Source organism: Pseudothauera hydrothermalis (assembly GCF_003345255.1).
GTDB lineage: Bacteria > Pseudomonadota > Gammaproteobacteria > Burkholderiales > Rhodocyclaceae > Pseudothauera > Pseudothauera hydrothermalis.
This window is the reverse complement of the sequence record NZ_CP029331.1, coordinates 1,542,017-1,563,561: the sequence shown is the minus strand read 5'-3', so window position 1 is coordinate 1,563,561 and position 21,545 is coordinate 1,542,017. Positions and strand designations below refer to the sequence as shown.

At 61.4% G+C, this 21,545-nt stretch carries 22 protein-coding genes; 9 read left to right on the top strand and 13 right to left on the bottom strand.

What is annotated here, in order from left to right:
• The first annotated feature begins 48 nt into the window (after positions 1-48).
• Positions 49-1,845, top strand: a complete 1,797-nt coding sequence (locus tag DIE29_RS07565; RefSeq protein WP_114649603.1) for an acyl-CoA dehydrogenase — start codon at positions 49-51, stop codon at positions 1,843-1,845.
• A 113-nt stretch (positions 1,846-1,958) separates the two neighbouring features.
• On the opposite strand, the gene DIE29_RS07560 is transcribed toward DIE29_RS07565, so the two are convergent.
• Genes DIE29_RS07560 through ompR form a run of 7 tightly spaced genes read right to left on the bottom strand, consistent with a single transcriptional unit; the run spans position 1,959 to position 6,544 of the window.
• Positions 1,959-2,741, bottom strand: a complete 783-nt coding sequence (locus DIE29_RS07560; RefSeq protein ID WP_114649602.1) for a peptidylprolyl isomerase — start codon at positions 2,739-2,741, stop codon at positions 1,959-1,961.
• On the bottom strand, positions 2,738-3,034 hold the full coding sequence (locus DIE29_RS07555) for a BolA family protein (RefSeq protein ID WP_114649601.1): 297 nt from the start codon (positions 3,032-3,034) through the stop codon (positions 2,738-2,740). The genes DIE29_RS07560 and DIE29_RS07555 overlap by 4 nt, the downstream gene beginning before the upstream one ends.
• A complete protein-coding gene (locus tag DIE29_RS07550; RefSeq protein ID WP_102043189.1) occupies positions 3,031-3,330 on the bottom strand; it encodes a YciI family protein in 300 nt (99 codons plus the stop codon). Before DIE29_RS07550 ends, DIE29_RS07555 begins: the two co-directional genes overlap by 4 nt.
• A complete protein-coding gene (locus tag DIE29_RS07545) occupies positions 3,330-3,941 on the bottom strand; it encodes a septation protein A (protein ID WP_114649600.1) in 612 nt (203 codons plus the stop codon). Before DIE29_RS07545 ends, DIE29_RS07550 begins: the two co-directional genes overlap by 1 nt.
• A 9-nt stretch (positions 3,942-3,950) precedes the next feature.
• Positions 3,951-4,382: a group II truncated hemoglobin gene (locus tag DIE29_RS07540; protein WP_114650281.1), complete on the bottom strand. Its 432-nt coding sequence runs from the start codon at positions 4,380-4,382 to the stop codon at positions 3,951-3,953.
• Positions 4,383-4,428: 46 nt separating this feature from the next.
• Entirely contained in the window at positions 4,429-5,799 is a 1,371-nt protein-coding gene (locus tag DIE29_RS07535; RefSeq protein WP_237269416.1) for an ATP-binding protein, read from the bottom strand.
• A 7-nt stretch (positions 5,800-5,806) separates the two neighbouring features.
• Complete coding sequence (gene ompR / locus DIE29_RS07530; protein ID WP_108081064.1) at positions 5,807-6,544, bottom strand: osmolarity response regulator transcription factor OmpR; 738 nt, start codon at positions 6,542-6,544, stop codon at positions 5,807-5,809.
• A 232-nt stretch (positions 6,545-6,776) separates the two neighbouring features.
• Between ompR and DIE29_RS07525 the strand changes: the two genes are divergently transcribed.
• From DIE29_RS07525 to DIE29_RS07510, 4 genes are all read left to right on the top strand, one after another.
• Positions 6,777-7,199, top strand: coding sequence for a hypothetical protein (locus tag DIE29_RS07525; protein WP_162860611.1), 423 nt, complete (start codon positions 6,777-6,779; stop codon positions 7,197-7,199).
• A gap of 106 nt (positions 7,200-7,305) precedes the next feature.
• Entirely contained in the window at positions 7,306-7,992 is a 687-nt protein-coding gene (tsaB, locus tag DIE29_RS07520) for a tRNA (adenosine(37)-N6)-threonylcarbamoyltransferase complex dimerization subunit type 1 TsaB (protein WP_114649597.1), read from the top strand.
• Positions 7,993-8,051: 59 nt separating this feature from the next.
• Positions 8,052-8,474, top strand: coding sequence for a ribosomal protein S18-alanine N-acetyltransferase (gene rimI, locus DIE29_RS07515; RefSeq protein WP_114650280.1), 423 nt, complete (start codon positions 8,052-8,054; stop codon positions 8,472-8,474).
• Complete coding sequence (locus DIE29_RS07510) at positions 8,474-9,349, top strand: uracil-DNA glycosylase (RefSeq protein WP_205409705.1); 876 nt, start codon at positions 8,474-8,476, stop codon at positions 9,347-9,349. Before rimI ends, DIE29_RS07510 begins: the two co-directional genes overlap by 1 nt.
• 68 nt (positions 9,350-9,417) lie before the next feature.
• Here DIE29_RS07510 and lplT read toward each other — a convergent pair whose 3' ends face one another.
• Positions 9,418-10,668 carry a lysophospholipid transporter LplT gene (gene lplT / locus DIE29_RS07505; protein ID WP_114649595.1) on the bottom strand — a complete coding sequence of 417 codons (1,251 nt, stop codon included), beginning with the start codon at positions 10,666-10,668 and terminating at the stop codon, positions 9,418-9,420.
• 156 nt (positions 10,669-10,824) lie between these two features.
• Here lplT and DIE29_RS07500 point away from each other — a divergent pair, with 156 nt between their 5' ends.
• The 3 genes from DIE29_RS07500 (at position 10,825) to DIE29_RS14585 (ending at position 13,632) form a co-directional block, all read left to right on the top strand.
• Positions 10,825-11,745: a LysR family transcriptional regulator gene (locus DIE29_RS07500; RefSeq protein WP_114649594.1), complete on the top strand. Its 921-nt coding sequence runs from the start codon at positions 10,825-10,827 to the stop codon at positions 11,743-11,745.
• On the top strand, positions 11,745-13,118 hold the full coding sequence (gene radA / locus DIE29_RS07495; protein ID WP_114649593.1) for a DNA repair protein RadA: 1,374 nt from the start codon (positions 11,745-11,747) through the stop codon (positions 13,116-13,118). The genes DIE29_RS07500 and radA overlap by 1 nt, the downstream gene beginning before the upstream one ends.
• Before the next feature lie 100 nt (positions 13,119-13,218).
• Complete coding sequence (locus DIE29_RS14585; RefSeq protein WP_162860610.1) at positions 13,219-13,632, top strand: hypothetical protein; 414 nt, start codon at positions 13,219-13,221, stop codon at positions 13,630-13,632.
• Here the strand turns inward: DIE29_RS14585 and DIE29_RS07490 are convergent.
• Positions 13,626-14,561, bottom strand: a complete 936-nt coding sequence (locus tag DIE29_RS07490) for a ketopantoate reductase family protein (RefSeq protein ID WP_114649592.1) — start codon at positions 14,559-14,561, stop codon at positions 13,626-13,628. The two genes, DIE29_RS14585 and DIE29_RS07490, sit on opposite strands and share 7 nt — an antisense overlap.
• A gap of 87 nt (positions 14,562-14,648) precedes the next feature.
• Positions 14,649-15,386, bottom strand: a complete 738-nt coding sequence (locus DIE29_RS07485; protein WP_102041730.1) for an S-methyl-5'-thioinosine phosphorylase — start codon at positions 15,384-15,386, stop codon at positions 14,649-14,651.
• A 152-nt stretch (positions 15,387-15,538) separates the two neighbouring features.
• On the opposite strand from DIE29_RS07485, the gene typA reads away from it, so the two are divergent.
• Positions 15,539-17,356: a translational GTPase TypA gene (gene typA / locus DIE29_RS07480; protein WP_114649591.1), complete on the top strand. Its 1,818-nt coding sequence runs from the start codon at positions 15,539-15,541 to the stop codon at positions 17,354-17,356.
• A gap of 69 nt (positions 17,357-17,425) precedes the next feature.
• Here the strand turns inward: typA and galU are convergent, their stop codons facing one another.
• Genes galU through DIE29_RS07465 form a run of 3 tightly spaced genes read right to left on the bottom strand, consistent with a single transcriptional unit; the run spans position 17,426 to position 21,488 of the window.
• On the bottom strand, positions 17,426-18,298 hold the full coding sequence (gene galU / locus DIE29_RS07475; protein ID WP_114649590.1) for a UTP--glucose-1-phosphate uridylyltransferase GalU: 873 nt from the start codon (positions 18,296-18,298) through the stop codon (positions 17,426-17,428).
• Positions 18,295-20,376, bottom strand: a complete 2,082-nt coding sequence (ligA, locus tag DIE29_RS07470; RefSeq protein WP_114649589.1) for an NAD-dependent DNA ligase LigA — start codon at positions 20,374-20,376, stop codon at positions 18,295-18,297. Before ligA ends, galU begins: the two co-directional genes overlap by 4 nt.
• Positions 20,373-21,488 carry a cell division protein ZipA gene (locus DIE29_RS07465; RefSeq protein ID WP_114649588.1) on the bottom strand — a complete coding sequence of 372 codons (1,116 nt, stop codon included), beginning with the start codon at positions 21,486-21,488 and terminating at the stop codon, positions 20,373-20,375. Before DIE29_RS07465 ends, ligA begins: the two co-directional genes overlap by 4 nt.
• Positions 21,489-21,545 lie beyond the last annotated feature (57 nt).

The following is a 21,545-nucleotide window of genomic DNA, read 5'->3' as shown; positions in this document are numbered from 1 at the left end:
TGCAGGGGCCGCGTATCGACAACATAACCATGTGGAGCGAACAGTCAAATGAGTCAATACACCGCACCGATCCGTGATATGCAGTTCGTGATGCGCGAGCTGGCCAACCTAGAAGGCGTGACCGGCCTGCCCGGATGCGAGGAGGTCACCCCCGATCTGGTGGATGCCATCTTGGATGAAGCAGGCAAGTTCGCCGGTGGCGTGTTGGCCCCGCTGAACAAGATCGGCGACCGGGAAGGCACCAAATGGCAAGAGGGGCAGGTGTTTACCGCGCCGGGCTGGAAAGAGGCCTACACCCAGTTTGCCGAATCCGGTTGGACCGCGCTGGCCTGCGATCCTAAATATGGCGGGCAGGGTCTGCCCAAGTTGGTGTCTACCGCGGTCATGGAAATGTGGAAAGCGGCCAACATGGCGTTTTCGCTATGCCCGATGCTGACCACTGGCGCCATCGAGGCCTTGATGCTGCGCGGCTCGGATGCGCAAAAAGACATGTACTTGCCGAAGATGGTGAGCGGCGAATGGACCGGCACCATGAATCTGACCGAGCCGCAGGCCGGCTCCGATCTGGCTGCGGTGCGAACCCGCGCGGAACCGCAGGGTGACGGTACCTACAAGATCTTTGGGCAGAAAATCTTCATCACCTATGGCGAACACGATCTCACCGACAACATCATCCATTTGGTGCTGGCTCGGTTGCCGGATGCGCCCGAAGGCGTAAAAGGTATTTCGCTGTTCGTGGTACCCAAGTTTCTGGTCAATGCCGACGGCAGTCTGGGCGCGCGCAACGATGTGCATTGCGTGTCCATCGAACACAAGTTGGGCATTCATGCCAGCCCGACCTGCGTACTGGCATTTGGTGACCACGGTGGCGCCATCGGCACTTTGGTCGGTGAGCCGAACCGCGGTCTGGAATACATGTTCATCATGATGAACGAAGCGCGCTTTGCGGTCGGTATGGAAGGTCTGGCCCTGTCCGAACGCGCTTACCAACAGGCCCGTCAGTATGCCAAAGACCGTGTGCAAGGCACTGACCTGGGCGTGCGGGGCGGACCCAAGGTCAATATTCTGCACCACCCGGATGTGCGTCGGATGCTGATGTCGATGAAAAGCCAGACCGAAGCGATGCGTGCGCTGGCCTACGTGGTGGGCGCAGCCAGCGACTTTGCGCACAGGCACCCTGACCAGGCGGTGCGGGCGCGCAGCCAGGCGTTTGTCGATTTGATGATTCCGGTGGTCAAGGGTTGGTGTACCGAAAATGCGGTGGAAATCGCCTCCACCGGTGTTCAGGTCCACGGCGGCATGGGTTTCATCGAGGAGACCGGCGCCGCACAGCACCTGCGCGATGCCCGCATTACGCCGATCTACGAAGGCACCACCGCCATCCAGGCCAATGATCTGATCGGCCGCAAGATCGCCCGTGAAGGCGGTGAGACCATCAAGGGCGTGATTGCCGAAATGCGCAAAGTGGAAGCGGATCTGGGCGCGGCGCAAGGTGAGGCCATGGCCGCGATCCGTCGCGCGCTGGGCGAAGGCATCAAGGCGCTGGAAGCGGCCGCAGCTTACATCGTGGAAACCTACGGGCGCGACATCAAGGCGGCGCATGTCGGTTCGGTGCCGTTTTTGAAACTCTTTGGCATCGTCGCAGGCGGCTGGCAAATGGCCCGCGCGGCGCTGGTGGCGGCCCGTCGCCTGGAAGAAGGCCATGGCGATGCCGAGTTCTATCGCGCCAAAATCGTCACCGCACGTTTTTACGCCGATCATGTGCTACCGCAGGCTGGCGGCTTGTCGTACACCGTGATCAACGGGGCGCCTGGGGCGCTGGAGCTGGCCGAAGAGGCGTTCTGATCGCAACGCGGCCGGGCGGGGATTTCGCAAAATTTCGCCGCAGGCCGTTTTGCGTTCGAGCCATACAAAAAAGCCGACCCGCGGGTCGGCTTTTTGCATTGGCGCGCAGCAGCTTATTTCACTTCCGCTTTTGCGCGCAGATCGACGATGTGCTGCTCCACTTTTTGCTGCTGCATGCGTTGCTGTAGCTGCGGCTTGACCTCATCGAACGCAGGCGGCTTGGTCGGGCGGATGTCTTGCATCTGGATAACATGGAAACCAAAGTCGCTTTTTACCGGTTGCTCGGTGTATTGACCCTTTTCCAGTTTCACCATGGCGTCGGAAAACGGTTTGACGAACATGCCGGGGTTGGCCCAACCCAAATCGCCGCCGCGCTCTTTGGAGCCCGGATCGATCGATTGAGCGGCGAGCTCTTCAAATTTCGCGCCCGATTTGAGCTTGGCGATGATGTCTTGGGCTGCTTGTTCGGTTTCGACCAGAATGTGACGCGGCTTATATTCTTTGCCACCCATGCGGGCGACGATCTGATCGTACTCTTTGCGCAGATCGGCATCGGAGACCGGATGGGACTTGACCCAATCTTGCAAGTAGGCGCGAATCAGGATGGCCTGTCGGGCCAGATCCATTTGCGCTTGCACATCGGCCTTTTTGTCCAGACCGGCCTTGGTGGCTTCCTGGGCAAGCACTTCACGGCGAATCAGCTCTTCACGCACCGCCTCACGCAATTGCGGATTGTCCTCGGCCCCTTGGGCACGCTGTTCGGAGAGCATGACTTCCAGGCGTGCGGACGGAACGATCTTGCCGTTGACGGTTGCGGTCGGCTCCGCGGCGTGGGTGGCCAGGGCGGTCAAACCGGCCAGAATGGTCAGGGCAAAACGGCTGGGCACAGCTTTCATTGTGTTTCCTTGTCAGTGGGTTGATTGTCGGCCTCTGCGACCGTGCGGGCGCGAATTGCGAGAGCATGGATCTCATGCTGCATCATCGTGCCCAATGCTTGATAAACCATACGCTGGCGGCTCAAACGGTTCTTGCCCAGAAAGGCATCGGAAACGATATCGACCTGGTAGTGACCGCCGCCTGAGCGTGCGCCAGCATGACCGGCATGCCGCGCGCTATCGTCGACAATACGCAGCGACACCGGTTGGAGCGCCTGTTGCAGGCGCTCACGAATCTTTTCGGAAACGTTCAAGGCAGCACCTTCTTGAACGGACGCACCACAGTGCGCGCGAACACGCCCTGCTTGACGTAGGGGTCTTCCGCCAACCAGCGCTCGGCCTCGGCCTGTGAGGCGAACTCGGCAACCACCAGGCTGCCGGCAAAACCGGCGGGGCCGGGATCGGGCGAATCGATTGCCGGCATCGGGCCGGCAAGCAGCAGGCGGCCTTGGTCACGCAAAGCCTCGAGGCGGGCAAGATGGGCCGGACGGGCCGCCATGCGGGCATCCAGCGTACCGGGCGCATCCTCGCCGATCAGGGCGTAGAACATCATTGCTGGGGATCCTCTTCTAGGTATTTGGACAGGTAAAAGCCCTGGGCGAGCACAAAAACCAACATCAGTCCCATGCCGCCAAAAAGTTTGAAATTAACCCAAGCCGCTTCGGAAAAACTGTAGGCCACGTAGAGATTGAGCCCACCCATGGCAAAGAAAAAAACCGCCCAGGCAGTATTCAAACGGGCCCACACGATATCGGGCAACTGCAGCTGCGCTTCCAGCATACGGCGAATCAGGTTGCGGCGAAACAGCACCACAGAGCCGGTGAGCACAGCGCCGAACAGCCAGTACAGCGCGGTGGGCTTCCACTTGATGAAGGTGGGGTTGTGAAAGAACAGCGTGGCGCCCCCAAATACGACGATAAGCCCCAGACTCATCCATAACATGGTGTCCACCTTACGGTGGCGCGCCCACACCCAGGCGATCTGGCCAAACGTGGCCAAGATGGCGACCACGGTAGCCAGCAGAATGGGCACTTGCGTGGCGCTGACTCCGTCGCCGAACCAGCCGCCCGCCATTTCAAAAGCCGCTTCTTGATGCGCGCCGGCAAGTTTATAGACGCCGAAAAACAGAATCACCGGCAACAGATCGAACAAGAACTTCATAGGCAGAACTCATCGGCGCGGGTCGATATGGGCAGCTTCTGGGCGGTTACGCATGTGGTCAGCGAGCGCGCCGAACGATTGGAGCAGACGCTGACGCAGCGCGTCGTCGGCGACAAGTTCTTCTAGCGCCCGCCGCATACACAGCATCCACTGGTCGCGCTCGGTCACACCGATCGAAAAGGGCAGATGGCGCGCACGCAAAAATGGCGGGCCGAAACGTTCCACGTAAAGATTCGGTCCGCCAAACCAGCCCGACAGGAAAAGAAACAACTTTTCTTCAGAACCCGATAAATCCTCCGGGTGCATCCGGCGTACCTCCCGCGCTTCGGGCAAGCTTTCCATCAGCTCATAGAACCGCTTGACCAGCGCACGCACGGCAGGCTCACCCCCGATCTGCTGGTAGGGGTTCAGCACTGGCAAGTCCTGGGAATCGGTTTGCATGTCGATGTAACGGCGTCCTGTCAAAGTAGCGTGCCAAGCGCGCATTCTAGCGCGACCGGCCAAGGGGCAGCCGCAGAATCGCACGCAAACCGCCGCCGTCGCGCGCGAGCAAGTCCAACGAACCGCCATGTGAGCGCATGATACGCTCGACGATGGCCAGCCCCAGGCCAGCGCCCTTGGTATTGCTGCGCGCATTCTCCAGACGGGTGAAGGGGCGGCGCAGGCGCTCGACCTCTGTGGCGGGAATGCCGGGACCGCGGTCGGCGATCTCAATAGCAAGCTCATCGGCCATCACGCTCAGGCTTAGCGTAATGGGCAAATCGCTGCCAGCGTAACGGATAGCGTTGTCGATCAGGTTGGTGATGGCGCGTCGCAGCGACAGCGCGCGCACAGGTAGTGAAAAGCGCTCGGGTAGATCGAGTTCAATCCGAACGCCCCGCAGACGGTAGGGCTCGGCCAGATCGCGGATCAGTTCCACCAGATCGACCGGTTGCGCGGCTTCTTGCGGATCGCCCCGGCCAAAATCCAGGAACTGACCGATGATGCGATCCATTTCTTCGATGTCGGCCACCATGGCGGCGATTTCTTCCTCGGGCGCGCCGGACATTTCGACGCCCAGTCGCAAGCGGGCCAAAGGCGTGCGCAGATCGTGCGAGACACCGGCCAAGATCAGTGCGCGGTCGGCCTCGGCGCGGGCCAGATCGCCCGCCATCTGGTTGAACGCGCGGGAGACCACGGCCAGCTCCACCGGACCGCTTTCCTTTTGCTGAGGCGGGTTTTGGCCGCTGCCGACCATGCGTGCGGCGCGCGCGAGGCTGCGTAACGGCGCGCTGATGCGCGAAACGATCAGAAAGGCACCAAGCAAGGAGGCAACCAGCGCAGCGCTACCCCATACCAGCCATTCGAGCGCATGGTGTTTTTGCAGGCGCTCACTGGGCAGCATTACCCAATATTCGTCATGGTCCTCCGGGTGCAGACGGAAACTGACCCAAAATCCATCCAGTGTTTTCCAGCGCACCGCAAAACGGGTGTGATCGCCCAACTGCCTGCGGATTTCGGCGGTGAGCAGCCGCATGGGCCGGGTGTCCGGCACCGGGCGCAACTCGTCGGTGGCCTCTGCCGGATAGATGCGGATGCCTTCCAGCGCAGCCAGATCGATCAGCAGTTCGGTGCGCAGTCGCGGCTCGGCGTTGATCAGCGCGGTACGGGTGAGGTTCACCACGCTGACCACCATCTGCGCAAGATCGCGGGCGCGCGAGGGCTCTTCGAAATAACGGAAGATCTGTGACCAGATCGCCAGCGTTAGCCCCAGCAGCAAGGCAATCGACAAAAACGTTTGCCACAGCAGGGTGCGCGGCAGCCAGCGCAACAAGCGCCGCCCCCGTGCGCGCGCCTTCAACAACAAGGGCAGGCGCACGTGGGCGCTATTGGCCGTCGGCCGGTTTGGGTTCGTCGGGCACGAAGACATAGCCGAATCCCCACACCGTCTGAATGTAACGGGGTTTGGCCGGATCGTCTTCGACCAGTTTGCGCAGACGCGAGACCTGAACATCGATCGCACGGTCGAACACACCGTACTCGCGTCCGCGCGCCAGCTCCATCAATTTGTCGCGCGACAGCGGTTGGCGGGGGTGCTGCAGCAGCACCTTGAGCAGCGAAAATTCACCGGTGGTGAGCGCGATCTCCTCGTCGTCACGTACCAAGGTGCGGGTGCCAAGATTGACTCGGACCCGACCGAAACGCACCACTTCGTCCTCGGGCGTCGGCGCGCCAGGCAACGAAGGCGGCCGGCGACGCATGACCGCATGGATACGTGCCACCAATTCTCTCGGGTTGAAGGGCTTGGGCAGGTAGTCGTCGGCACCCATCTCCAGACCCACGATGCGATCAACATCATCGCCTTTGGCGGTCAGCATGATGATGGGTATCTGATTGTCGGCAGCCCGCAGGCGGCGGCAGATCGATAAGCCGTCTTCGCCGGGCAGCATCAGGTCGAGCACCAGCAGGTCAAAATGTTCGCGATACAGCGCGCGGTCCATGGCCGCTGCGTCGATTACCGCCTTGACCGTAAAACCTTGCTCTTGCAGATAGCGGGAGAGTAGGTCGCGCAGACGGGCGTCGTCGTCGACCAACAGAATGCGATAGCGGACTTTTGTATTCATGACGCGCATCCTATCCCGACTGATCGCCCGGAACCAGTCTGATCCAGCGCATTGGACCGGCATGCGCGTAACCCTTCGTAAGGTAATCGGCGCAAAGCAATACTCCCTTACAAAGTGGCGGGGATAAACCTGGGCTGCGATGCGCCAATCTGCTGCCTTCGGGCTAATCTTTTACCCTGTTGCGACCGTGGATGATCCGCGCCGAGAAGGTTGTACTGAGAGGTCATGCCCCATGATGAAACCGGTCCCACGCACGCTTTGCCGCAGATCGATGTCGGCTCCGATACAGTGCCTGCCGGGCATTGCGGCGATTACGCTGTTGTGCGGGGTCATCCCGGCTGCCGTTGCGCAAGATACCGTTGTGTTCGTCCCTGAGACCGAGCGCGCCAGTGTGCTTGACCAAACTCCGGCGATATCAGGCGTCGATCCGGCCAGCCAGGACAGGCCCGATCCGACGATCGCCGAAACAATCATCTTGCCGGAACAAGCGCGCGATGTGCGCCAATCGGTCACTTGGCGAGCGCTACTCAATGGACGCGGCCCAGACAGCGCTATTGCGCAACCTCGTCGGCTGAGCGCCGAGGAGCGCAGCGCGTTGCGGCTGGACCTGTTGCGCGCGGTGCGGAGTGCCTATCCGGACGACTCGGAACGTTAGCAGGCCGTTGAAAAACGACTGCTCTCGGTCATTGGCGGTAAAGGTTTACCTGGACAGACAGCCAAAGTGCCGGCCAGCCGGCGCAAACCGCTAAAATGCGGTGGCCATGAAAATTCTTGCCATCGAAACATCCTGTGAGCGCGGCAGTATCGCGTTATTGACCGACGACACCGTGCTGAATAAGGAGTTGGTTGGGCAGGCCAACCATTCCAATCATCTGCTGCCGGAAATTCGCGCGCTGCTGGCCGAGGCTGGAACGCTTGTCGGTGAACTGGACGCCATCGCCTTTGGCAGCGGACCGGGCGCTTTTACCGGCTTACGTCTGGCCTGTGCCGCGGCTCAAGGTTTGGCGCTTGGAGCCGGCCTTGGCGTAGTGCCGATCTGCAGCCTGGCCGCGCTTGCCATGCAGGGCGAGGGCGCGCGCGTTTTTGTGGCCACCGATGCGCGCATGAACGAACTTTACTATGCCGCTTATGAGCGTTGCCCAAGCGGACTGCGTACCTACCAGGCACCGCGCTGCGCCCCCCCGGAGGCTGTCTCGCTTCCCGATGGGCAATGGTGTGCGTTGGGTTCCGGCTTTGCTGCCTACCCCGATCTTGCCGAGCGCTGGCCTGGACGGTTTTTTCAGGTCGAACCTGCCGTCGTGCCCCGTGCCGCCGATGTAGCCCGTCTGGCCGTGCTCGAATTGCAACGTGGCGCAGCGCTCGCCCCGGAGCTGGCTGCGCCGTTGTATATCCGGGACAAGGTGGCGTTGACCACCGCCGAGCGTTTGGCGCGCGGAGGGCGGGCGTGAAGCACGGATGTGCCGGCAAGGTCGACGCTCCAAAAGCGCTGACGCCGACCTACGTGCCGATGTCCGAGCAAGATCTGGACTGGGTACTGGCCATGGAGGCCGAATTGCATCCTTATCCCTGGACGCGGGGCAATTTCAGCGATTCGCTGGATGCAGGCTATAGTGCATGGATTGCGCGTGTGGACGACAAGCCTTGTGCCTATGCGGTCATGCTTTTGGTACTGGACGAGGCGCATTTACTCAATATCAGTGTGGCTCGCGCCGCGCAGGGCCGCGGCCTGGGTGCGGCCTTACTGGCTTTTTTGTGCGAACGGGCCAAGGAAAGCGGTGCCGTGCAGTTTTTTCTAGAGGTGCGCCCCTCCAACCTTGTCGCGCGCGCACTCTATGAACGCGCTGGCTTTCAGCCAATTGGCCGGCGCAAAGCCTATTACCCGGCGCCTGAGGGACGGGAGGATGCGATTGTGATGAGATTGGCGCTGTGATGGCCTACCGTCGGGATGCGCTGTTACGTGAGCTGGGGCTTGCCCCGATCTGGCGCCTGCGCGCAGCGGGCAACGACACAACAGACCACATCGACAGAACCGATCGGCCAGCCGAGCTTGCGGCACCAGCTGCTGCGGCCTCTGAGCACAACAGGATAACGGTGCCGCCCGCAGCGGGCGCTGGGCAGAGGGTGCAGGCCGCACCGGGCGAATCGATATCCGTGGCATGCGCCGCAGCCGTTGAGGGTAGGGGGCCTGCGCCGACCTCATCTTCCCACACCGATCCCGGGCGTATCGCGCGTATCGATGCGCTGGATTGGGACGCCTTAGAAACAGAAATCCGCGCCTGTCGTGCCTGCCGGTTGTGCGAAAAGCGTCACCAAGCCGTGCCCGGCGTCGGTGACCGCAAGGCGCGCTGGTTGTTCGTCGGCGAGGGGCCGGGGGCGGAAGAGGATAAACGCGGCCAACCCTTTGTCGGCGCAGCCGGTCATTTGCTCGACAATATGCTGGCCTCGATCGGACTGCGGCGCGGGGAAGATGTGTACATCGCCAATGCGGTCAAGTGCCGCCCGCCGCTCAACCGCACGCCGGAAGCTGACGAAATTGCCGCCTGCCGGCCTTTCCTGGTCCGTCAAATCGAGCTGCTGCAACCTCGACTCATCATCGCATTGGGGCGGCCGGCAGCGCAATCCTTGCTGGAAACCGAGGTGCGCATTGGTGCGGCACGGGGCAAGCGCTTTGCCTATCGCGGCATTCCGGTGGTGGTCACCTACCATCCGGCCTATCTGCTGCGCAACCAATGGGAGAAAGCCAAGGCCTGGGAAGATCTGTGCTTTGCCCGCCGAGAAATGGCGGCTTTGGGCAGCAAGACCTGACAGCCCAGCGCAATAGCTTTTCAACGACCTGCTAGACCGGCTGGGCAGGCTCCGCGTTGACAGCCGGGTCAGTGTGCGCGGTCTTCCAGCAGCGCAACCGCGTCGAATTCGCGTTGATTCTTGTGGTGTTGGCGACGCACCAGCCACATGGTGCCGGCCACGAACAGGCCAAACAGCACGATCACCACATTGATCGACACCCCGGTTTTGATCAACAGGGCGTACAGACCGGTCATGATCAAAATAGACAGGTTTTCGTTGAAGTTTTGCACCGCAATCGAATGTCCGGCGCCCATCAGGATATGGCCGCGGTGCTGCAACAACGCATTCATCGGCACAACGAAAAAACCGGCCAATGCGCCGATTGCCACCATCAGCACCATCGCCAGTGCCGCATGCGTGACGCCGGTCATCAGGATGACCACCAGCCCCATGGCAATGCCCAGCGGAATCACCTGCACCGAACGGCGCAAAGTAATCATGCGCGCGGCCATCACCGATCCGGCGGCAATGCCGATGGCAACCACACCCTGCAGCATCGAGGCTTGCGACAAATCGAAATCGAGATTGTGCTCCGCCCACTTGATGACGATGAACTGCAACGTGGCGCCGGCGCCCCAAAACAGCGTGGTGACTGCCAAGGAAATCTGTCCGAGTTTATCGCGCCATAGCAGCTTCAAGCAGTGGTTGAAGTCATGCAGCAGGTACAGCGGGTTGTTTTTGAGCGGCTTGTGATCCACCCCGGTGTCCGGGATGTAAAGATTGAATAACGCGGCAAGCAGATAAAACAGCCCTACCAGCGCCACCACCGCCTGCAGCGCACTGTCGACGCCGGGCAGGCCAAAACCGGCTATCCAACTCGAAACGTCGGAACGGATCAGCGCACCGCCGATCACCGTTCCCAAAATGATAGCGCCCACGGTAAGCCCCTCGATCCAACCATTGGCCACCACCAACAGACGGTGCGGGAGATACTCGGTCAGAATGCCGTACTTGGCGGGCGAATAGGCTGCCGCGCCCAGGCCGATGACCGCGTAGGCAAACAGCGGGTGTGCGCCCAGTATGAGCATCAAACAGCCGCCGATCTTGATGGTGTTGCTGATCAGCATGACCCGCCACTTGGGCATGGAGTCGGCAAAAGCGCCGACGAAAGCGGCCAGCGCCACATACGAGATGGTGAAGGCGAGCTTTAGCAGCGGTTCATACTCGGCGGGTGCCGCCATGTCCCGTAACAGGGCGATAGCGATGATCAGCAAGGCGTTGTCGGCCAGCGCAGAAAAAAACTGCGCTGCCATGATGATGTAAAAGCCGAGCGGCATCGAGCGCTATCGCCAAGGTGGTAGGACAGGGAAGGCGGTTTATATCATGAAGCCATCACCGCCGTTACAACATGGAACAAGGTTTGTCCCAAAGATGGCTCAGCTGCTGATCGATTCATGTTGTAATCACGCCCATAAGTCAAACTTATCGAAATCATGGCGGATCGGAGACTCCAGGTATTCCACGCGGTGGCCAAGCATGGCTCTTTTACCCGCGCGGCCGAGCATCTATTCATGACCCAACCGGCGGTCACCTTTCAAATCAAACAACTCGAAGAGCACTTCGACACCCGGCTACTTGAGCGTGGCCATGGCAAGGTCACACTGACGCCCGCCGGAGAGATCGTTTTTGCCTACGCAGAACGTATCCTCAGCCTGTCGGAGGAATTGGAAGCGCGGGTGTCGGAGCTGACCGATGAGCTCTCCGGTCACCTTCATATCGGTACCAGCACAACGATCGCCGCGTACTGGCTACCGCGTTTGCTGGAAGGATTCAAACGCCGCTATCCGCGGGTGACGCCGCGGGTTGTCGTAGGCAATTCCCAGCTCACCGAAGAACGGGTTGCCGCCCGCGATCTGGACGTGGGGTTGATTGAAATCGTCTCCGACCTACCCGGCATAGAGCGCCGCAGTGCTGCGCGCGACGAATTGCTAGTGATCTGTCATCCTGCGCATCCGCTGGCGCGTGCCGAAAAGCTTGCTGCGCGCGATCTGGTCGGCCATGCCTTTATCAACCGTGATCCCGGCAACGCAATTCATATTCTGGCCGAAGGTTTTTTCCGCGCCGGCGGGGTGGCCGATGACGACATCACGATTTGCGCGGAGCTTGGCAGCCTGGCCACAGTCAAGCATCTGGCCGCAGAAGGGCTGGGCTTTGCCATTGCCTCCAGCGCCGCCATCCAGCGTGACATCCGCGAGGGTCGGTTGGTGGCGGTGCCACTCGATCCGCCGCTCTATACACCGTTGGAAGTCATCCTGCCGCGCGACAAATTCCGCTCCCGCTTGATTACCACCTTTGCCGACTACGCCACCGAGCAACTTGCCCGTATGGCCAACGCACCGATGAATACACTCTGATGGCCAAGACCAAAACTGCATACCTTTGCACCGCATGCGGTGCGCAAAGCCTGCGCTGGCAGGGGCAGTGTCCGCAGTGTAGCGCCTGGAACACGCTGGTGGAGTCGGTGGTGGAGCAGGGCGCAGCCGGCGGTAGCCGCTTTGCTGCACTGGCCGGCACCACTGGTCGCCTGCAGTCGCTTGCCGAGCTGGAACCGCGCGAGGCGCCGCGCATGCCGACCGGCATCGAGGAATTCGACCGCGTGCTGGGTGGCGGCCTGGTGCCGGGTGCAGTGGTGCTAATTGGCGGTGACCCGGGAATCGGCAAGTCCACACTGCTGCTCCAGGCGCTGTCCCGTGTTGCGGCAACTGAACCCGCGGTCTATGTGAGCGGGGAAGAATCCGGCGAACAAGTGGCCTTGCGCGCCCAGCGCCTGCATTTGACCTCTGCACCGCTACAGTTACTGGCCGAAATCAATCTTGAGCGCATCCTCGGCATCCTCAAGGATGCCAAACCCAGAATCGCGGTCATCGATTCCATTCAGACCGTCTATACCGAGGCGCTGCAATCGGCCCCAGGCTCGGTGGCTCAGGTGCGCGAATGTGCCGCGCAGCTCACCCGCTTCGCCAAGCAAAGCGGCACCAGCTTGATCCTGGTTGGCCATGTCACCAAGGACGGCGCGCTGGCCGGTCCGCGTGTGCTGGAACACATCGTCGATACCGTGCTGTACTTCGAGGGCGACACTCATTCCAGCTTTCGCCTAATACGCGCATTCAAAAACCGCTTTGGCGCGGTGAACGAACTGGGCGTTTTCGCTATGACCGACCGCGGACTGAGGGGCGTGAGCAATCCCTCGGCCATTTTTTTGTCCCAACACGCCCAACAGGTGCCGGGTAGTTGCGTGCTGGTCACCCAGGAGGGCACCCGCCCGCTGCTGGTGGAAGTGCAGGCACTGGTCGATACCGCCCACAGTCCAAATCCCAGGCGCTTGTCGGTGGGGCTGGAGCAAAACCGCTTGGCGATGCTGCTGGCAGTGGCGCACCGCCATGCCGGAATCGCCTGCTTCGATCAGGACGTGTTCGTCAATGCGGTGGGCGGGGTCAAAATCAGCGAGCCGGCCGCCGATTTAGCGGTGTTGCTGGCCATCGTCTCTTCGCTGCGCAACCGTCCGCTGCCGCGCGAGCTGGCGGTGTTTGGCGAAGTCGGTCTGGCCGGCGAAATCCGTCCGGCACCGCGCGGTCAGGAGCGCTTGAAAGAGGCGGCCAAACTCGGTTTTTCGGCAGCCATCGTGCCCAAAGCCAATGCGCCCCGACAATCCATCGCCGGCATGCGGGTGATGGGGGTAGAGCGCATCGAACAGGCGTTGGATACTTTGCGCGAATTGGACCGTTGAGCCTGTCTGCAGCAAAGCCTTGGCATTTGCGCGCGATCAATACAATGTCATCACAGCAAATCTGCTATCTTCTGCGTTTGTGTATTACCTGACATGATCGATGCGTCTTGCCGCCGTTCCGGTTGTCTTGCTCGCAAGCCTAGCGTTACCGGCGCAGGGTGAAGCGGAAATCTACAAATGCAGGGTAGGGGAGCGAACGATCTATCAGGGACAACCGTGCGCACAACCCACGTCGCAGCACCCACTGCAGGGCACCCTGACCGTCGTGGAGCCTTTTGTCCGCAATGGCGCGCCAACCGACAAAGCGCCGCCTGCCGTTGAGCGCAGCCGCCGCGGTCATCCATCGCCGCCCGCCTCGTCTGCCGAGCAGGCCGAATGTCAGACGCTACGGGACCGTATTCGACAAATCGACGCTGCCGCACGGCAAAAATCCACCCCGCGCCTTGCCGAACGGCGCCGTGCAACAAAAGACAAGCTGTGGGCGCTGGGTTGCGCCGAGCGGGATCCTCAATAGACCCCGAATGGCGGCGTCGTTTGCTTTTCGCTGGAAGCGGACAAATCGGTTTCCAAAAGCTTTACCAGCGTGTGAAGCAGGCGGTTGGCGGGCACCGCCAGGCCGTGCGCCGCGGCACGACGCACCACATAGCCATTCAGATGATCGATTTCACTGCGCTTGCCGCGACGCAAATCCTGCGCAGTCGACGAAAACTGTCCCGGCATCGTTTGCGCAATCCGCTGGACCGCGGCCCGAACGTCGCCGAGCACGGTAACGCCCTCGGCCTTAGCCACCGTCAGACATTCGCCGATCACGTCCTCCATCACCTGCGCAACGCCTTCAGCCTGCACCAGCCGGCCGTAGGGCTGCTGACTGATGGCCGACAGGGCGTTGTACGCGCAGTTGATGATTAGCTTCGCCCACAGCGCACCCTCGACATGGTTGGAAATTTCCACTGCTACGCCGGCGCCGTGGAAGAGCGACACCAACTCGGCCGCCGCATCCGAGGGGCCGATGACCAACTCACCGCGCCCATGGTGGCGTACATGACCCGGACCGGCCATTTCGCAGGCCACATAAACCACCATTGGAAAGACCGGGCGAGCTAGGACTGCGGCCAGACGCTCGGCGTTATCGACGCCATTTTGCAAACTCAGCACCTGGGTGTCTGCGCCCAGATACGGGGCGAGTGCCGCGCCAGCACTTTCGGTATCGGACGACTTGACGCAGAACAATACGAGTTGCGCATCGTGTGCTGCATCCGGTGAGATGGCTGCTTGGACGCGCACCGCTTCGGCAAAATCGCGGGTGTCCAGCCACAGACCGTTTTTCTGCATGGCCTCGACGTGGGCGGGGCGGCCGATCATCACCACCTCGTGTCCGGCACGAGCAAGCATCCCGCCGTAATAGCAGCCCACCGCGCCAGCGCCCATGACCGCGATCTTCATAATCGTTCCTTGGTTGTGTTGTTAAGTTTACATAATACAAATTATCGCTATTTGCTGTGACCTGGCAGGTGCCAGCGCGCAATACGCTCAAACCAGGCAGACTTGCTCCAACACCCGGCGGACACGGATCATCGCTTCCTGCAACACCAATTCGATACTATCGAACTGAATGCCGTGCTCACTGGCCGAGCGCCCGGCGGCATAGTTGGCCACCACGTTGAGGGCTGCATACGGCAAATCGAGTTCGCGTGCGAGCGCCGCTTCGGGCATGCCGGTCATGCCCACCAGGTCGGCACCATCGCGCTCCAGGCGATTGATCTCCGCCGCGGTTTCCAAGCGCGGCCCTTGGGTGGCCGCATAGACCCCGCCATCGAAGACGTGCTCGCCCGCCGCGGCCGCGGCCGCCAGCAAGCGTTGCCGCAGCTTGGCGTCGTAAGGCTGGGTGAAGTCGATGTGATGCACCGGTTGGTCGGCGTCTTCGAAAAAGGTCGATTTGCGCCCCCAGGTGTAATCGATGATCTGATCCGGTACCACCAGCGTGCCGGGCACAAAATCTGCCCGGATGCCGCCTACCGAAGCCACCGAGACGATTGCGCTGGCCTTGGCCTCTTTGAGCGCCCACAGATTGGCGCGGTAATTGACCTGGTGCGGCGGAATGGTATGTCCGTAGCCGTGGCGGGCCAAAAAAACCACTGGTGCGCCATTGAGCATGCCAAAGGTCAGCGCGCCCGATGGCTCGCCGTAAGGCGTGCGGACCACCTCACGGCGGCTGATTTCCAGGGTGGCCAACTGCGTCAGTCCGCTTCCGCCGATGATTGCCAGCATAGTTTTTGATTCTCCATTGCAAAGGCGCGTCGATTCTAGCATGGCGGGAAAAGCGCCCCGTTTGGCCGACGGCGGCTGCGCCCTACTCGCCATGCTGCGCTGCCGCAAGGCGTGTTAGAATCCGCGCCTTTTCAAAGACTTCCTGGCTTCCCATGTCCCGCGCCATCCGCAACATTGCCATCATTGCTCATGTCGACCACGGTAAAACCACCCTGGTGGACCAACTCCTTCGCCAATCGGGTACTTTCCGCGAAAACCAGCAAGTGGGTGAGCGCATCATGGACTCGGGCGAGATCGAACGGGAGCGCGGCATTACCATCTTGTCGAAAAATTGCGCCATCCGCTACGGTGACACCCATATCAACATCGTGGATACCCCGGGACACGCCGACTTCGGCGGCGAGGTCGAGCGCGTGCTGTCCATGGTCGATAGCGTGCTGCTGCTGGTCGATGCGCAGGAAGGTCCGATGCCACAGACGCGTTTTGTGACCCGCAAAGCGCTGGCGCTGGGGCTCAAGCCCATCGTGGTGGTCAACAAGATCGACCGTCCGGGTGCGCGTCCGGACTGGGTGATCAATCAAACCTTCGATCTGTTCGACAAACTGGGCGCAACCGACGAGCAGCTCGATTTTCCGGTGATCTACGCCTCCGGTCTGAACGGTTTTGCAGTGGAAAAACTGGAAGATGAGCGCAAAGACATGCGTCCGCTGTTCGAGGCCATCCTGAAATACGTGCCGGCGCCTGCGGTGGACACCGATGGCCCGCTGCAAATGCAAATTTGCTCGCTCGATTACTCCACCTACATGGGTCAGATGGGAATCGGCCGCATCACGCGCGGTCGGCTCAAACCCAATCAGGAAGTGGTGGTGATGTATGGCAATGAAAACCGTGGCAAAGGCAAGATCAGCCAGGTCCTGACCTTCAAGGGCTTGGAGCGCTCGCCTGCGGAATCGGCCGAAGCGGGCGATATCGTATTGATCGCGGGCATTCCGCAGGTGGCCATTGGGGTGACCTTGTGCGAACCGGAGTGCCAAGAAGGTTTGCCGCCGATTGCCGTGGACGAGCCAACATTGACCATGAATTTCATGGTCAACACCTCGCCGCTGGCCGGGCGGGAGGGCAAATTCGTGACCAGTCGCCAAATCCGCGAGCGGTTGGAAAAAGAGCTGCTGAAAAACGTGGCGCTGCGGGTGAATGACACCACCGATTCGGACACCTTCGAAGTATCCGGCCGTGGCGAGCTACATCTGACCATCCTGCTTGAAAACATGCGCCGCGAAGGCTTTGAACTGGCGGTGGGCCGCCCGCGGGTGGTATTCAAGGAAATCGACGGAGTCAAGTGCGAACCTTATGAGTTGCTGACGGTGGACGTGGAAGAGACCCATCAGGGTAGCGTCATGGAAGAGCTGGGCCGCCGCCGCGGCGAATTGCAGGACATGCAGCCCGACGGTAAGGGCCGTGTGCGCCTTGAATACCGCATTCCGGCGCGTGGTTTGATAGGTTTCCAAGGCGAATTCATGACCATGACCCGCGGCACCGGTCTGGCCTCGCATGTGTTCGACGATTACGGCCCGATGGCTGGCCCAATGAGCGAGCGTCGTAACGGGGTGTTGATTTCGCAAAATGACGGTGAAGCGGTGGCCTATGCGTTGTGGAACCTTCAGGAACGCGGCCGCATGTTCATCAATCCCGGCGAAACCGTGTACGAAGGCATGATCATTGGCATCCATAGCCGGGACAACGATTTGGTGGTCAATCCGATCAAAGGCAAGCAACTGACCAACATACGCGCCTCGGGCTCGGACGAGGCGGTTCGGCTCACACCGCCAATCCAACTCACGCTGGAGTCGGCCATCGAATTCATCGCCGACGATGAGCTGGTGGAAATCACCCCCAAAAGCATTCGCCTGCGCAAGCGTCACCTCAAGGAAACCGACCGCAAACGCGCAGCCAAGGCGGAAGCGGTTTGACCGCCCTGCCCGCGCAAAAAAACGGCGTCCCGTGGGGCGCCGTTTTGATTTTATTGCCACAGAACAGTCTCAACGCCGGTTCGCCAGCCAGCTTCCAAACTCCTCGGCCACTTCCGGGTGGCGCAGGGCGAGTTCCACGGTGGCCTTCAGGTAACCGAGCTTGGAGCCGCAATCGAAGCGTACGCCGTCGTACTGGTAGGACAGCACCGCTTCTTCTTTCAGCAGCGAAGCGATTGCGTCGGTCAGTTGCAGCTCACCGCCCGCGCCCGGTTTGAGTGCGCGGATGTGATCGAAGATGCGGGGGGTAAGAATGTAACGGCCGACCACCGCTTGGGTCGAGGGCGCTTCTTCCGGCTTGGGCTTTTCGACGATGCCGGTCATGCGCTGCACTTTGCCGGCTTCACCTTCGGTACTGACGATGCCGTAGCTGCGGGTTTCCTCGCGGGGTACGTTCATGGTGCCCAGCACCGAGCAGCGGTGATAGTTGTAGACGTCCACCATTTGCTTCATTACCGGGGTGGCGCCAGGATTGTCGAGCAGATCGTCGGCGAGCAACACCGCAAAGGCTTCTTCGCCCACCACCGGCTCGGCACACAGTACGGCGTGCCCCAGGCCGAGCGCCTCGGACTGGCGGATGTAGATGCAATTGACACCTTTGGGCACGGTTTTGCGCACCAGCTCCAGCATCTCTTTTTTACCGCGCGCCTCAAGCTCGGTTTCCAGCTCGTAAGCCTTGTCGAAATGGTCTTCGATCGAGCGTTTGGTACGTCCGGTGATGAATATCAGGTCAGTGATGCCGGCGGCCACCGCCTCTTCAACCGCATACTGGATCAACGGCTTGTCGACGATGGGCAGCATTTCCTTGGGGCTCGCTTTGGTCGCAGGCAGGAAGCGGGTACCCATGCCAGCGACCGGAAATACCGCCTTGGTGACTTTTTTCATGCGTGTTCTTCTCCTGTGTTCATTGCGGGAAAACCCCCGCGGTCCAGCAGTCTGCGCAGTCCTTCTTCATCGATGATGGCCACGCCCAGCGCCTGGGCTTTGTCCAACTTGGCACCCGCCTCGGCACCGGCCACCACCCAGTCGGTTTTCTTCGACACTGAGCCGGCTACCTTGCCGCCGGCCGCTTCGATCAAGGCTTTGGCCTGTTCGCGACTCAGATTCGGCAGTGTGCCGGTCAGCACCAAGGTCTTGCCGGCAAGCGGCCCATCGGGCGCTGCGTCGGGTTTGGATTCGTCCCAGTGCACGCCTGCGGCGCGCAACTGCGCGATGACTTCGCGGTTATGAGGTTCGGCAAAAAAAGTGGCGATCGATTGCGCGACCACCGGCCCCACATCCGGCACCCGCTGCAAGGTCTGCGTATCGGCCGCGATCAGCGCGTCCAGCTTGCCGAAGTGGCGGGCCAGATCGCGCGCAGTAGCCTCCCCTACATTGCGGATGCCCAGCGCAAAGATAAAGCGCGCCAATGTGGTGTGTCGGCTGCGGTCGATGGCCGCCACCAGTTTTTGCGCAGATTTTTCCCCCATGCGTTCAAGGTTGGCGAGCGTTTGGGGCTCAAGCCGGTAAAGATCGGCCGGATTGCCAACCAGTCCGGCATCGACCAGCTGATCGACCAGCTTGTCGCCCAGCCCTTCGATGTCCATCGCGCGCCGAGCGGCAAAATGCAACAGCGCCTGTTTGCGCTGTGCGGGACAGAACAATCCGCCGGTGCAACGGGCCACCGCTTCGTCCGCGGCGCGCACGACGTGTGAGCCACACACCGGACAGGTCGGATGCGCTTCCAGCAGGCGGTAGCGCGGCGGATTGCCGACGCGGCGTTCGAGCACCGGTCCGACCACTTCGGGGATCACATCCCCTGCCCTGCGCACGATCACCCAGTCGCCGATGCGCACGTCCTTGCGGTCGATTTCATCCTGGTTGTGCAGCGTGGCATTGGTGACCGTGACCCCGCCGACGAATACCGGCTCCAGGCGCGCTACCGGAGTGAGCGCACCGGTGCGGCCAACCTGCACGTCGATGGCAATCAGGCGGGTGATTTCCTCCTGCGCCGGGTACTTGTGCGCCACCGCCCAGCGCGGCTCGCGGGTGACAAAGCCGAGTTCGCGTTGCAGATCGAAACGATTGACCTTGTAGACCACGCCGTCGATGTCGTAAGGCAAGCGGTCACGGATGGCGGCAATGCGCGCATGAAAGGCAATCAATCCCTCAGGGCCGAGCGCCAGGCAGCGGTGCTCGCACACCGGCAACCCCAAGCGGGCCAGGCGTTCGAGCAGCTCCGCCTGGGTGGCTGGCAGATCGAAGCCAACTTGCTCGCCCATGCCGTAGGCAAAAAACGACAACGGGCGGCGGGCGGCGATGCGCGGATCGAGCTGACGCACCGCACCGGCTGCTGCGTTGCGCGGATTGACGAAAGTCTTTTCGCCGGCTTGACGCTGACGGGCGTTGAGCGCTTCGAACGCATCGCGGCGCATGTAGATCTCGCCACGCACTTCCAGCACAGCCGGTGCAGCACCGACGAGCTGCAAGGGAATCTGGCGGATGGTGCGCACGTTATGGGTCACATCTTCGCCAATTTCGCCGTCTCCCCGGGTTGCAGCCCGCACCAGCACGCCGTGCTCATAGCGCAGGCTGATGGCCAGCCCATCGAATTTCAATTCGCCTAGATACTCCACCGGCGGATCGGCCGGGGTCAAACCTAGGGCATTGCGGACCCTGGCATCGAAGTTACGCACACCTTGCGCACTGGTATCGGTTTCGGTGCGGATGGACAACATCGGCAGCGCGTGGCGTACCGGCGCCAACTCCGGCAAAGGTGCGCCCCCGACCCGGCGGGTGGGCGAATCGGCGCTGGCCAGCGCCGGATATTGGGCTTCCAGTGCTTGCAGCTCGGCAAAGAGCCGATCGTACTCGGCATCCGGCACGATCGGCGCATCGAGCACGTAATAGGCATGATCGTAGCGATGCAACGTCTGCCTGAGCCAGGCCATGCGTCCGGCTGGATCTTGCGGGCTGTGGTTCATGCGGCAAACAAACGGCGGGCAAGCGGGCTGCCGGCGGGAATCGCCTGATCGGCCATGCGTTCATGAAACTGGGCAATTTGCGTGCGGATCAGCGCGGCAGCCTCGGCGCCGAGCGGATGACGCTTGTCATCGACCACGCTACCCTGCAGCGCCTCGGCGAGCTGGTTGGCGACCTGCATCATGCGATCGAAGGTCTGTACGCCATGGGTCACCCGCGGCACGTCGATCACCAGCGTGATGCCGGTGGTCTGCAGGCTGCGCAGGTTTTCGGCGGTAAATGGCGTTGCTTCCAGGTTGCCAAGCATAAACAAAGTGTTGCCGTCATCGTCGCGCGCATGGAACTGGCCATCCGGGCCCAATACCATGCCCTGGGCTTCGGCCAGGCCGCGCAACTTGGTGCCGGCAAAGGCTTGGCCACGGCTGACGATGTTGAGGCCAATTTGCACATCCACCTCGGCGCATAAACGATCGAGCGCGGCGGCCGCAGACAGGGTGTCGGCACGTGCGGGCAAACCGGCCGGCACTGCCAGGAACTGTTCTGCAATCCGTTGCACGCCTTCGCAAAAGTAAGCAAAGTCGCGCTCGCCGATCGGGCCGCGGCGGTCGACCGTTTGCACCGCGACACAGAACCAGTGATAGGCACCCGCGCTGTGCTCGGTGAGTGCTCGCCAGACATTGGCGCCATCGTCGAAAGCAAACCACTGCACGGGCTTATTCAAGCCCTCCAACTGCTGGCGTTGAGCGGCCCATAGACGTGAGACCTCCAGCGCTTCGATCGACTCGATGAGCACACTGCAATCGGCGCGCGCATCCAGCGCTTCGGGCACTGCCGGGGTGCCGCGGCGGCTGGCCGATTCACTGACCGGCCGACGAACCGGCTGCGGCGCTACATCCTCGGACACGCTTTCGCTCACGACGGGCTCGACACGCCCGGCTGGCTCGGCTGGTTCGGCCATTTCGCGCGGTTCTAGCAGAATGTCAGGGTGCTCGGATTTGAAGGCTCGTTCCGCGTGGCGTCGGTGCTTGCGTTCCTGCCACTTGTTGTAGGCGACGATCAGCATCACCAAGGCGGCGCCGGCGCCAATCAGTGCGATCTGCAGTTCGCTGTCCATATTCTTTCCTGTGTTGGGGCGTGTGCTGCGGCCCACCTTCTACATCATTCGTAGTTG

What these genes read in the sequence shown, in the direction of transcription:
- DIE29_RS07565 (WP_114649603.1), top strand. Translation starts at nt 49, where the DNA reads ATGAGTCAATACACCGCACCGATCCGTGATATGCAGTTCGTGATGCGC.
- DIE29_RS07560 (WP_114649602.1), bottom strand. Translation starts at nt 2,741, where the DNA reads ATGAAAGCTGTGCCCAGCCGTTTTGCCCTGACCATTCTGGCCGGTTTG.
- DIE29_RS07550 (WP_102043189.1), bottom strand. Translation starts at nt 3,330, where the DNA reads ATGTTCTACGCCCTGATCGGCGAGGATGCGCCCGGTACGCTGGATGCC.
- DIE29_RS07545 (WP_114649600.1), bottom strand. Translation starts at nt 3,941, where the DNA reads ATGAAGTTCTTGTTCGATCTGTTGCCGGTGATTCTGTTTTTCGGCGTC.
- DIE29_RS07540 (WP_114650281.1), bottom strand. Translation starts at nt 4,382, where the DNA reads ATGCAAACCGATTCCCAGGACTTGCCAGTGCTGAACCCCTACCAGCAG.
- ompR (WP_108081064.1), bottom strand. Translation starts at nt 6,544, where the DNA reads ATGAATACAAAAGTCCGCTATCGCATTCTGTTGGTCGACGACGACGCC.
- DIE29_RS07525 (WP_162860611.1), top strand. Translation starts at nt 6,777, where the DNA reads ATGATGAAACCGGTCCCACGCACGCTTTGCCGCAGATCGATGTCGGCT.
- tsaB (WP_114649597.1), top strand. Translation starts at nt 7,306, where the DNA reads ATGAAAATTCTTGCCATCGAAACATCCTGTGAGCGCGGCAGTATCGCG.
- rimI (WP_114650280.1), top strand. Translation starts at nt 8,052, where the DNA reads ATGTCCGAGCAAGATCTGGACTGGGTACTGGCCATGGAGGCCGAATTG.
- DIE29_RS07510 (WP_205409705.1), top strand. Translation starts at nt 8,474, where the DNA reads ATGGCCTACCGTCGGGATGCGCTGTTACGTGAGCTGGGGCTTGCCCCG.
- lplT (WP_114649595.1), bottom strand. Translation starts at nt 10,668, where the DNA reads ATGCCGCTCGGCTTTTACATCATCATGGCAGCGCAGTTTTTTTCTGCG.
- DIE29_RS07500 (WP_114649594.1), top strand. Translation starts at nt 10,825, where the DNA reads ATGGCGGATCGGAGACTCCAGGTATTCCACGCGGTGGCCAAGCATGGC.
- radA (WP_114649593.1), top strand. Translation starts at nt 11,745, where the DNA reads ATGGCCAAGACCAAAACTGCATACCTTTGCACCGCATGCGGTGCGCAA.
- DIE29_RS14585 (WP_162860610.1), top strand. Translation starts at nt 13,219, where the DNA reads ATGCGTCTTGCCGCCGTTCCGGTTGTCTTGCTCGCAAGCCTAGCGTTA.
- DIE29_RS07490 (WP_114649592.1), bottom strand. Translation starts at nt 14,561, where the DNA reads ATGAAGATCGCGGTCATGGGCGCTGGCGCGGTGGGCTGCTATTACGGC.
- DIE29_RS07485 (WP_102041730.1), bottom strand. Translation starts at nt 15,386, where the DNA reads ATGCTGGCAATCATCGGCGGAAGCGGACTGACGCAGTTGGCCACCCTG.
- typA (WP_114649591.1), top strand. Translation starts at nt 15,539, where the DNA reads ATGTCCCGCGCCATCCGCAACATTGCCATCATTGCTCATGTCGACCAC.
- galU (WP_114649590.1), bottom strand. Translation starts at nt 18,298, where the DNA reads ATGAAAAAAGTCACCAAGGCGGTATTTCCGGTCGCTGGCATGGGTACC.
- ligA (WP_114649589.1), bottom strand. Translation starts at nt 20,376, where the DNA reads ATGAACCACAGCCCGCAAGATCCAGCCGGACGCATGGCCTGGCTCAGG.
- DIE29_RS07465 (WP_114649588.1), bottom strand. Translation starts at nt 21,488, where the DNA reads ATGGACAGCGAACTGCAGATCGCACTGATTGGCGCCGGCGCCGCCTTG.